This window comes from Amycolatopsis sp. H20-H5, from assembly GCF_035828755.1.
GTDB lineage: Bacteria > Actinomycetota > Actinomycetes > Mycobacteriales > Pseudonocardiaceae > Amycolatopsis.
The window spans coordinates 144,660-154,546 of record NZ_JAYMZS010000011.1; the positions used below are offsets into that span (position 1 = coordinate 144,660).

General features: G+C 70.1%; 13 protein-coding genes. 3 read left to right on the forward strand and 10 right to left on the reverse strand.

The annotated features are described in order from the left end of the window. The 4 genes from QMK34_RS09170 to QMK34_RS09185 form a co-directional block, all read right to left on the reverse strand. Positions 1-1,404, reverse strand: coding sequence for a hypothetical protein (locus QMK34_RS09170; RefSeq protein ID WP_326413262.1), 1,404 nt, complete (start codon positions 1,402-1,404; stop codon positions 1-3). A gap of 127 nt (positions 1,405-1,531) precedes the next feature. Next, positions 1,532-2,170: a response regulator transcription factor gene (locus QMK34_RS09175; RefSeq protein WP_326413285.1), complete on the reverse strand. Its 639-nt coding sequence runs from the start codon at positions 2,168-2,170 to the stop codon at positions 1,532-1,534. Then, entirely contained in the window at positions 2,167-2,403 is a 237-nt protein-coding gene (locus QMK34_RS09180) for a hypothetical protein (RefSeq protein WP_326413263.1), read from the reverse strand. The genes QMK34_RS09175 and QMK34_RS09180 overlap by 4 nt, the downstream gene beginning before the upstream one ends. Positions 2,404-2,407: 4 nt before the next feature. Beyond that, positions 2,408-2,722 carry a histidine kinase gene (locus QMK34_RS09185; protein ID WP_326413264.1) on the reverse strand — a complete coding sequence of 105 codons (315 nt, stop codon included), beginning with the start codon at positions 2,720-2,722 and terminating at the stop codon, positions 2,408-2,410. Between the two features lie 107 nt (positions 2,723-2,829). Here QMK34_RS09185 and QMK34_RS09190 point away from each other — a divergent pair, with 107 nt between their 5' ends. Continuing rightward, positions 2,830-3,102 carry a hypothetical protein gene (locus QMK34_RS09190; protein WP_326413265.1) on the forward strand — a complete coding sequence of 91 codons (273 nt, stop codon included), beginning with the start codon at positions 2,830-2,832 and terminating at the stop codon, positions 3,100-3,102. A 39-nt stretch (positions 3,103-3,141) separates the two neighbouring features. Here QMK34_RS09190 and QMK34_RS09195 read toward each other — a convergent pair whose 3' ends face one another. From QMK34_RS09195 to QMK34_RS09215, 5 genes are all read right to left on the reverse strand, one after another. Further along, positions 3,142-3,360 (reverse strand): heavy-metal-associated domain-containing protein, encoded by a 219-nt coding sequence (locus QMK34_RS09195; protein WP_326413266.1) that lies wholly within the window; start codon positions 3,358-3,360, stop codon positions 3,142-3,144. 126 nt (positions 3,361-3,486) lie between these two features. Then, entirely contained in the window at positions 3,487-3,690 is a 204-nt protein-coding gene (locus QMK34_RS09200) for a cold-shock protein (protein WP_326413267.1), read from the reverse strand. Between the two features lie 223 nt (positions 3,691-3,913). Then, entirely contained in the window at positions 3,914-4,087 is a 174-nt protein-coding gene (locus QMK34_RS09205) for a hypothetical protein (protein WP_326413268.1), read from the reverse strand. Positions 4,088-4,133: 46 nt separating this feature from the next. Beyond that, positions 4,134-5,066, reverse strand: coding sequence for an acyl-CoA desaturase (locus tag QMK34_RS09210; RefSeq protein WP_326413269.1), 933 nt, complete (start codon positions 5,064-5,066; stop codon positions 4,134-4,136). 278 nt (positions 5,067-5,344) lie between these two features. Further along, positions 5,345-6,994: a thiamine pyrophosphate-dependent enzyme gene (locus QMK34_RS09215; RefSeq protein ID WP_326413270.1), complete on the reverse strand. Its 1,650-nt coding sequence runs from the start codon at positions 6,992-6,994 to the stop codon at positions 5,345-5,347. Positions 6,995-7,088: 94 nt separating this feature from the next. Here QMK34_RS09215 and QMK34_RS09220 point away from each other — a divergent pair, with 94 nt between their 5' ends. Further along, entirely contained in the window at positions 7,089-8,378 is a 1,290-nt protein-coding gene (locus QMK34_RS09220; RefSeq protein WP_326413271.1) for a hydroxyacid-oxoacid transhydrogenase, read from the forward strand. After that, the gene (locus QMK34_RS09225) at positions 8,372-8,812 is read left to right on the forward strand and encodes an acyl-CoA thioesterase (RefSeq protein ID WP_326413272.1); all 441 of its coding nucleotides are present in this window, start codon (positions 8,372-8,374) and stop codon (positions 8,810-8,812) included. Before QMK34_RS09220 ends, QMK34_RS09225 begins: the two co-directional genes overlap by 7 nt. Here the strand turns inward: QMK34_RS09225 and QMK34_RS09230 are convergent. Further along, positions 8,802-9,887 (reverse strand): ABC transporter ATP-binding protein (locus QMK34_RS09230; RefSeq protein WP_326413273.1); only part of this gene is annotated, 1,086 nt, incomplete at its 5' end. The two genes, QMK34_RS09225 and QMK34_RS09230, sit on opposite strands and share 11 nt — an antisense overlap.

Below are 9,887 nucleotides of genomic sequence, written 5' to 3' on the forward strand. Positions count from 1 at the left end.
TCACCGGTACTCCCTCAGCCGTTCCCGGATGCCCATGGTCGCACCCGCGAGCGCGATCACGGACAGCACCGCCAGGCCCGGCGCCAGCAGCGTCAGCGCGCCGTTCGCGTCGTGCGTGTCGTCGAGGAACTGCTGGCGCCCGATGTTGATCGCGGCCAGCAGGTTGCGGTCGAGACTCAGGAACGTCGCCGCCGCGGTGCCCTTGTCGTTCTCCTTGATGGCCAGGTCGACCGCGTCCTGGTAGTCACCGCGGTCGTCGTTGACGCGGACCAGGGTGTGCGCCTTGAACCAGGCGCTCGCGTCCTGGATGGCCGCGTCGATCTGCCCGGCGGGGCCCTGGCCGTCGGCGAGGCCCTGTGCCTCCGACAGCAGGCCGCCCTTGCCGTCCGGGCCGCCGAGCTGCCCGGCGAGCTGCTTGAAGTCCGCCTCGTAGGGCGCGCCGTCGCCGCGCGCGACGAGGGTCAGCGTCTCGTCGGCGCGGGCCTGCAGCGCCGCGATCCGCGCGCGGACGAGCACGTCCACCTGGTGCGTGCCGTTGTCCTGCCCGCTCGCGACGAGGCTGCCCTGCACGACGAGTGCGACCGTGCCCCACAGCAGCGCCACCACGACCGACACCGACGCGACGACCAGCCCGACGTTGAGCAGCCGGTTGGTCCGCCGGGTCAGGTACACCTGGGTGACGATCAGCGCCGCGAGCAGCGCGAGCATCAGCAGCGTGGCGAGCCACGGGAAGCCGGTCGCGTCGTCCTGCTCCTGGGCGAGCCTGTCGGTGTCGATGCGGTAGAGGTCCTGCGCCGCGGGCAGCACCTTGGCGCGCAGCAGCTCGGAACCCTCCCGCAGGTAGGACGCGCCCGCGGGGTAGCCGAGGCGGTTGTTCGCCCTGGCCGTCTCGATGAGGCCGGTGTAGACCGGCAGCTGCTGGCTGAGGATGTCGACCTTCTCGGCGGCGTTGGCCACACCGGCGGAGTCGGACGCCGCCTTCGCGAGCGCGGCCCCGGCCTGCGCGATGGCCTGTTCGTAGCGCTGCCTCAGCTCGCGCGGCTCGGTGCCGGTCGAGAGGAACGCGCTCGCCGCCGTCGCGTCGGCGTCCGAAAGCGAGCGGTACACCTCCTGCGCGGCCGCGGCCAGGGGCTCGCGGTGGTCGATCAGGCCGTTGATCGTGTCCTTCTTGTTCTGCACGGACACCGTCGCCACGAGCCCGGCGATCAGCGCGAGCAGCACCAGGCCGACGGCGATCACCGAAAGTCTGCCGGGGGTCGTCGCGGCGGAGCGGACCACCACCCGCACCGCGTTGCCGGGCAGCTCCAGCAGGCCGGCGATACCGCTACGGCCGTCCGGTGCCGGGGGCGGCACGGGCACGACGGGCGTGCCCGGCGCCTCCGGCCGCGTCGCAGTGCTCGTCATCGCCGTTCCTCCCCATCAGGCATACCCGCAAGAAGGTAGCCGAGTCGGCCGGATCGCGGCCAACGACACCGCCGTGTGTCACCACTGTGTGATCTGCTGTGCGCGATCTGCCGGGGCATTCACCGGGTCAGAGTCCGTTTTCCAGGGCGAAGCGGACGGCCTCCGCACGGTTGCGCACGCCGAGCTTGGCGAACGAGTTGTTGATGTGCGTCTTCACCGTCGCCTCGCCGATGAACAGGCTGGCCGCGATCTCGGGGTTGCTCAGCCCGGTGCCGATCAGCTTCAGCACCTCCGCCTCGCGCAGCGTGAGCCCGCGCGGCCGCTTCGCCCTGACCCGCGGTGCGGGCTGGGCGTCCAACGCGGCGATCAGCCGGTCTGACACCTTCGCGGCGAACGTCGCGTTCCCGGCGACGGCGGAGCGGAGTGCGGCGGCGATCTCCGCGCGTCCGGCGTCCTTCGTCAGGTACCCCCGCGCGCCCGCCAGGAGCGCGCCGGAGATGGACGCGTCGTCCGCGTACGTCGTGAGCACCACGACGGCCGTGCCCGGATGGTGCCGGGTGACCGCGCGGGTCGCCTCGACCCCGTCGAGCACCGGCATCCGGAGATCCATCAGGACGACGTCGGCCGCGACGTGGCCGAGCAGATCCAGCGCCTGCCGCCCGTCCGCCGCCATGCCGACCACCTCGACGTCGTCGAGCAGATCCAGCAGCGCGGCCAGTCCCTCGCGCATCACCTGCTGATCGTCGACCACGACCACCTTGATCAAGCTCGCACCTCCGCCGTCAGCCACCAGCATGATCCATCCCGGCCCGAGGTCAGACTGCCACCGGCCAGCGCGAGCCGCTCACCCATCCCGGTAAGGCCGAACCCGGCTTCGCCCGGCAGCCGCCCGGCGCCGCCGGGGAGTTCGTTGCGGACGCGCAACCGGACCACCTCGGTTTCGAACTCCAGCCGCAGCTCCACGGGTTGGCCGGGCGCGTGTTTCGCGGCGTTCGTCAACGCCTCAAGCGCCGTCGCTGCCTCTCCGCGCGACGCGAAGTCCACCTCGGTCCGGTGATCCCGCCGATGCGCGCCGATGCGCGCCTCCAGGGTTTTCGCCAGCGGGAGGACGTCGCGGCGCAGCGCGGCGACGGCGTTGCGCGCCTCGGCCAGCCCGTCGGCCGCCAGCCAGCGCGGCGTCCACATCGGACTTCTCGGCGAGCAGGACCTCCGCGAGTTCGAGCTGAACACCCAATGCTCCCAGCGAATGCGCGAGCACGTCGTGGATCTCCCGCGCGATCCGGGTGCGCTCGTCGAGCGCGGCGGCGCGCGCGTGCATCGGCCTGCGCGAGCTTGGTCTGCTCCAGCAGCGCCGCCGTCTGCAGTGCCTGGACCTCGTACTGGCGCCGGTTGGGCCCCACCAGGAGCAGCACCAGCATGATGCCGATGTCGACCAGCGTGTCGGACACGCCGATGCGGCCCACCGTGCCCGAGACCGCCATGTCCACCAGGCCGACCGCGACGATCGCGGTCACACTCAGCTCGATGAGCGTGCCCAGCGCGATGACGCACAGCACGATCGCGGTCGAGTCCGCCGCCCTGACCAGCACCAGCGCCGGGAGCAGGCTCGACACCACGAGCAGCGCGACGGTGTCCGGTAGCAGCGGCCGTTTCCGTCCGGGAATCACGAGGTCCCTGAAGGCCACCTTCACGGCGTAAAACGCTGTGAAGGTGGCCTTCAGGGGCTTCTGGGACCTGTTAGACCGAAAGGGTTTCGGCCAGCTGGTAGCCGGCCTCCTCGACCGCCGCGCGGACGTCGGACTCGGGCAGCGCGGCCTCGCCGCGGACGGTCACGCGGCCGGTCGAGACGTCGACCGTGACCTCGGCGACGCCCGCGAGGCCGGTGAGCTCTTCGGTGACGGACTGCGCGCAGTGGCCGCAGGACATCCCGGTGACGGTGTAGGTGCTCTCGATCATGGGGGCGAGCATACAAAAAGAGCCGCCACCCCGAACGGGTGACGGCTCTTTTCCAGCCGACAAAGAGAAAAGCCAGCTTCTAAATTTTACTCAAGCCTCTGGGAACAGGCTAAGTCTGGGGGTCAATCAGATGACGTTGACCGCGGTAGCCTGGGGGCCCTTGGCGCCCTGGCCGATCTCGAACTCGACGCGCGCGTTCTCCTCGAGGCTACGGAAGCCGTTGCCCTGGATCTCGCTGTAGTGCACGAAGACGTCGCCGCCGCCGTTGTCGGGGGTGATGAAGCCAAACCCCTTCTCGGAGTTGAACCACTTCACGGTGCCCTGAGTCATAAAAAAATCTCCATGTGTAACAAACAAAATCAGGAAGCCACGTCAGCAACCCGGGTCAAGGTCAGACGGTTTGCTTCCCTCGGCTTGCGCCGGTGGCCGCACTACGCCCGCTGAGTTCTGCGAGCGTGAGCCAACACGAACACAAAAAACGAGACCACCGAAAGTAAAGCACAGACGGCGGGACCGGACAACCCGGATCACCCGCGCGGCCGCACAAAGTGTTCTATTCGCCGCTCGCCCGCTCGAGCGCTTCGGCCGCGAACGGCGAACGCTGCACCGGCGCGCGCGTACCGGCCGCGATGGCCACGTCGTGGGTCTCCGTGCTGGCGCTGAAGAGCAAGGGCGCCACTCCGGAAACGTCCTGCGACTTCTCGTGTACTGCTGCCTCGTCGGCCATGTTCTTCTCCCCTTTGTTAACTAAACCGCGGTCAACTAAACCGCGGTCACCTGACCGCACTGATCCGCTCCAGTCGCGCCGGCGTCGGCCAGCGCACATCGGTGGCCCAGCCGAGCTTCTCGAAGACCCAGATCAGTCGCGCCGAGATGTCGATCTGCCCGCGGAGCACCCCGTGTCGCGCGCAGGTCGGATCGGCGTGATGCAGATTGTGCCACGACTCGCCGAACGAGAAGATGGCCAGCGGCCAGAAATTCGCCGCCTTGTCCCGGCTGGCGAACGGGCGCTCCCCGATCATATGACAGATGGAGTTGACCGACCACGTGACGTGGTGCAACAGTCCAACCCGGACCAGACCGGCCCAGAACAGCGCGGTCACCCCGCCCCACACCGACCAGGTGATCAGCCCGCCGGCGACGGCGGGCAGCAGGAAGGTCAGCGCCACCCACAGCGGGAACAGCCGATCGACGCGCTGCAGGTCCCTGTCCGCGACCAGATCCGGCGCGAACCGGTCCGCATTGGTGACATCCCGTTCGAAAAGCCAGCCCATGTGCGCGAACCAGAAACCCTTGGCGAGCGCCTTCGGCGTGGCGCCGAACAACCACGGCGAATGCGGATCGCCGGCACGGTCGGAGAACGCGTGGTGGCGCCGGTGGTCGGCGACCCAGCTGGTCACCGGGCCCTGCGCGGACATGTTCCCGGCTATCGCCAGAGTGGCGCGCAGGCCGCGCTTCGCCCTGAAGGAGCCGTGTGTGAACAGCCGGTGGTACCCCGCCGTCACCCCCAAGCCGCTGAACACGAAGAACGCGGCGCCGATGCCGACGTCCAGCCAGCTCAGTCCCCATCCCCAGGCGAAGGGCACCGCGACGGCGATGGCCACCAGCGGCGCGAGCACGAAAACCTTCACGAGGACGTGTTCCGGCAGTGAGGACTGGCCGGAGATGATCGGTTTCTGCGGCCTGGCGGTTTCGGTTACGGGCATGCACACCTCAGGAATAGACGAATTTCGTGATCGAAATGCGGTGATAAGGACGCTGTTCGCGTCGGGCGGAAGCTTCACTTCCTCCGGCAGGTGCCTGGCGTGGCCTACTCTGCCTCTGGGACCGACGGTACCCGAGCGATCGGCCGGATGCCAGACACAGTGACCGGAAGCCCGATTATCAGGGTATTACTGTGTTCAAGCTGAGAAAATGTACCGATCGGTAGAAGAAAGCGGAAGGTTAATTCTCGCCTGCTGGACTCGCGCCCGCCGGACTCCGCCTACTGCTCGGCCGGATGCGGGCGGACGGCACCGAGCAGCGCGCTGAGCCGGATGTCCGGGGTGACCACGTCCGGGTCGGTGCGCACGTCGATGACACACGGCCGCTGCCTGCCCAGCGCGTTGGCGATGATCGGCTCGAGCTCCTCGCGGTCGTCCACGGTGTAGCCCGCCGCGCCGAGCCCGCGCGCCCACGAGGCGAAGTCGATGATCGGGACCGTCACCCCGGACAACCGCCCGTGCGTCCTGGCCTGGTGCATCGCGAACGCGCCGTTGAGGCCGTTCTGGAACACCACGACCATCACCGGCACGCGGTAGCGGACGGCCGTCTCGATCTCCTGGCCGGTCATCATCGTGCCGCCGTCGCCGACCATCGCGACCACCGTGCGGCGCGGTTCGGCGAGCTTCGCCGCGATGGCCGCGGGCACCGCGTACCCCATGGCCGCGTTGCTGGGGCCCAGCTGGCTGCGGGGTGCGGTGAAGCACCAGTACCGGTGCATGAACTGCGCGAAGTTACCGGCATCGCTGGTGACGATGGTGTCCTCGGGCGCGAGCTTGCGCAGCGTGCGGATCACGTCGGCGGGGTGGACGCGCTCGTTGTCGCTGGTGTCGGGCGGGGTCATGAAGGTGTGCACGGCGGCGTTGGCGGCCGACGCCCGCCGCGTCCTGGGCGCGGCGACCGCACGCAGCTCGCTCAGGAACGGCTCGACCTCGGATTCGACGCGGAAGGTCAGCCCGCGCCGCCGCGTCTCGGTGAGCCCGGTCCCGACCATCACCAGCGTCTGCGTGGACGTCGGATAGCGGTACGACTGGGTGGTGACGGCGTCGAGCTGGGCACCGAGCGCGAGCACGAGGTCGGCGCGCTGGAGGGCGTCGAGCTGGCGGGCCGGGATCCCGATCCCGAGGTGCCCGGCGTAGCGCGCGTGGTTCTCGGGGAAGGCGTCCTGACGGCGGAAAGCGTTGTACACCGGCAGCGCGAGCTCGTCGGCGACGGCGATGAGCTCCTCACGCGCCGAGCGGGCGCGGCCGCCGACGATGACCACCGGGTAGCGGGCCTCGTCGACGAGCTGGGCCACCGCGTCGGCGGAGCGGCCGAGTGTCCCCGTCGCGGGCGGCTGGACCGACGGGACGGGCTTGGCGGAGTCGAACGGGACGCCCCAGGCGTCGCTGGGCACCGCGACGACGGCGGGGCCAGGGCGGCCCTGGCGGCACGCGGTGAGCGCCTCGGCGATCAGGCCGGGCACCTCGTCGGGGTCGTCGGCGCGGCGGAACCACTTGGCGATCGGCTCGAACATCGCGGTCAGGTCGGCGGCGGGCAGCTCGGTGTTGGGCGCGGGATCGGACGGCGGGAGCTCCAGCAGGACCAGCATGGGCGTTTCGTCCTGAAAGGCCGTTTGGACCCCGATCGCGAGGCCCGCGCCGCTCGGTCCGCGGCTCGCCAGCAGCACGGCGGGCCGGTCGGTGAGCTTGCCCTCGGCCTCCGCCATGTAGGCCGCGCCGGAGTCGTGACGAGCGGAAACGAGGGTGACCGCGGGCTGGCGCTGGAGCACGTCGAGCAATTCCAGGAAGGACTCACCGACCACCGCGTAAACGCGGCGGATGCGTGCCTCGGCAAGGATGCGCGCGGCCGTCTGGGCGACGGACGCTCCCACTTGGTATCTAATGAGGGAGAGCTTAGGCGGGCACCGTTCGGTGCCGTCAAGTGATCATCACCGCGGGCACCGACGAGCAAGGGAGCACGAAGGCGTGACCTCAGCCGATGCGAGTGAACATGAGAGCGTTTTCACTTACGGCGCCCCCGCTCTGAAGTACGGGAGCGGGTCGAGCGACGAGATCGGCTACGACCTGACCCAGTACGGCGCGCGCCGGGTGCTGGTGCTGACCGACCCCGGGGTCGCCGCCACCGGCTGGCCGCAGCGCATCGCCGAGGGCATCACCGGGTACGGCATCGAGGTCGAGGTCTTCGACGGCGTGCACGTCGAACCGACCGACGTCAGCATGGGGAAGGCCGTCGACTTCGCGCGCGGGCACGGGCCGTGGGACGCGTTCGTCGCGGTCGGCGGCGGGTCCAGCATCGACACCGCGAAGGCCGCCAACCTGTTGACCACCAACGATGGCGAGCTGATGGACTACGTCAACGCACCGGTCGGCGGCGGGCGCGCGCCGACTGTCCCGCTGAAGCCGCTGGTCGCGGTGCCGACCACCACCGGAACCGGTTCCGAGAGCACCACGGTGTGCGTGCTGGACGTGTTGTCACTGCGGGTGAAGAGCGGGATCAGCCACCTGCGCTTGCGGCCGACGCTCGCCGTCGTCGACCCGCGGCTGACCGTCAGCCAGCCCGCCGGGGTCACCGCGGCGAGCGGGATGGACATCCTCTGTCACGCGGCGGAGAGCTACACCGCCAAGCCGTACACCGAATTCGGCCGCAAACGCCCCGAGCAGCGAGTGCCGTACTGCGGGGCCAACCCGCTGGCCGACATGTTCGCCGAACAGGCGCTGCGGCTGCTGTCCTTGGCGCTGCCCGCGGCGGTCGCCGACGGCGGGAATATGAAGGCCCGCGAGGATATGGCGCTGGCGGCGACGTTCGCCGGACTGGGCTTCGGCAACGCGGGCGTGCACATCCCGCACGCCAACGCGTACCCCATCGCCGGGCAGGTGCGTGACTTCCACCCCGACGGCTATCCGGGCGAGGAAGCCATGGTGCCGCACGGGATGGCGGTCTCACTGACGGCTCCGGCGGCATTCCGGTTCACCTTCGAAGCCGCGCCGGAACGCCATCTCCACGTCGCCCGCCTGCTGGCCCCGGACTTCGAGTGGGCAGGCGACTTCGCCGACCATCTGCCCGCGGTGCTGCGCGACCTGATGGAGCGGATCGGCATCCCGAACGGCATCGGCGCGGTCGGCTATTCAACGTCCGATGTGGACTCTCTGGTCTTGGGAACCCTTAAGCAGCAACGATTACTGGCGACAGCCCCGCGCGAAGCGGCCGAAGAGGACTTGGCGGCCATCCTGCGCGACTCGGTGGAGCTGTGGTGAGCGAGTACCCGCACCGGCAGACGGTTCCGTTGCGCTGGAAGGACAACGACGTCTACGGACACGTGAACAACGTGGTCCACTACTCCCTGATGGACACCGTGATCAATACCTGGCTGATCGAGCAGGGCGGGCTCGACTTCGAGCGCGGCGAGGTCATCGGGCTGTGCGTCGAGTCCCACTGCAACTACCGCGGCTCGGTGTCGTTCCCCGGCTCGCTGGACGTCGGCCTGCGGGTGGCCCACCTCGGCCGCACCAGCGTCCGCTACGAGATCGGGATGTACTCCGCCGACGCCGAACTGATCGCCGAAGGACACTTCGTGCATGTGTTCGTGGACCGTGCTTCGCGGCGTCCGGTGGAGATCGCGGGCACGCTGCGGAAGTCCCTCGAAGCGCTGGTCCCGTTTTTCGCGCCCCGGACGGGACCTAGCGGCTGAGCGAGGGCTGGCCCGTGGTTCTCGGGTGCGGTGAGGGTTTGAAGGGCGCGGGAGCCCAAGCGCGCATGAGGTCGGCGTAGCGCGTCGAGGTCGTCAAGAGCTCGCCGTGCGTGCCCAGCGCGGTGGTGTGCCCGTCCATCACGAGTACCCGCCCGGCGCGTAACGCCGAAGAGAGGCGGTGGGCGATCACCACGAGCACACCGCCGCGCCCGGCGAAGGCGCGTTCCGCGCGGGCCTCGGCAGCCGGGTCGAGATGTGAGGTCGCCTCGTCGAGGATCACCACCCGCGCGGGTGAGGCGAACACCCGCGCCAACGCCAGCAGCTGAGCCTCCCCGGCGGAGATCCCCTCCCCCGCGTGCCCGATCTCGCCGCTCAGCCCACCGAGCCCGCGCACCAGCTCCGCGGCCCCGACGGCTTCGGCCGCGGCGAACAGCTGGCCGTCCGACGCCGTGGGCGCGAACAGGCTCAGGTTGTCGCGCACGGTCCCGGCGAAGACGTAGGCCTCCTGCGGGATCAACGCCATCAGGTGATGCCTCGTCGCGGCGGGCACGTCACGCACCGGAGCGCCGCCGAGGTGAACGGTCCCTTCGCGCGGCTCGAGCATCCCGGTCAGCAGCCCTGCCAGTGTCGATTTGCCGATCCCACTCGGCCCGACCACCCCCAGGTGGTCGCCGGGGCGCAGGTCCAGGTCCAGTTCGCGGACCACCGGCTCGGCCGCCGCGCCCCAGCTGAACGTCAGGCCGCGCACGGAGACGTCGATGCCGGACGGGACGGCGGCCCCGTCCGGCGCGGGGTGGACCTCGGCCGTCTCGCTGAGCCGCCGCAACGCGACCATCAGCCGCAGGACGACCGTGCTCGCCGTCGCCGCCAGCCCGCGCAGCGCCGGTTGCATGGTGGTCGCGAGGTAGACCAGCGCGCCGAGGGCGGCACCCGCGGTGAGCTGCCCGGACGCCACCATCCCCGGCGCCAGCAGCAACGCCAGCAGCAGCGGGACGAATCCGCCGATCGGGATCACCAGCGTCCGCGCCGCACCCGAACGGGCGACCCGCATGGTGGCCGCGGCCTGGGCGTCGAC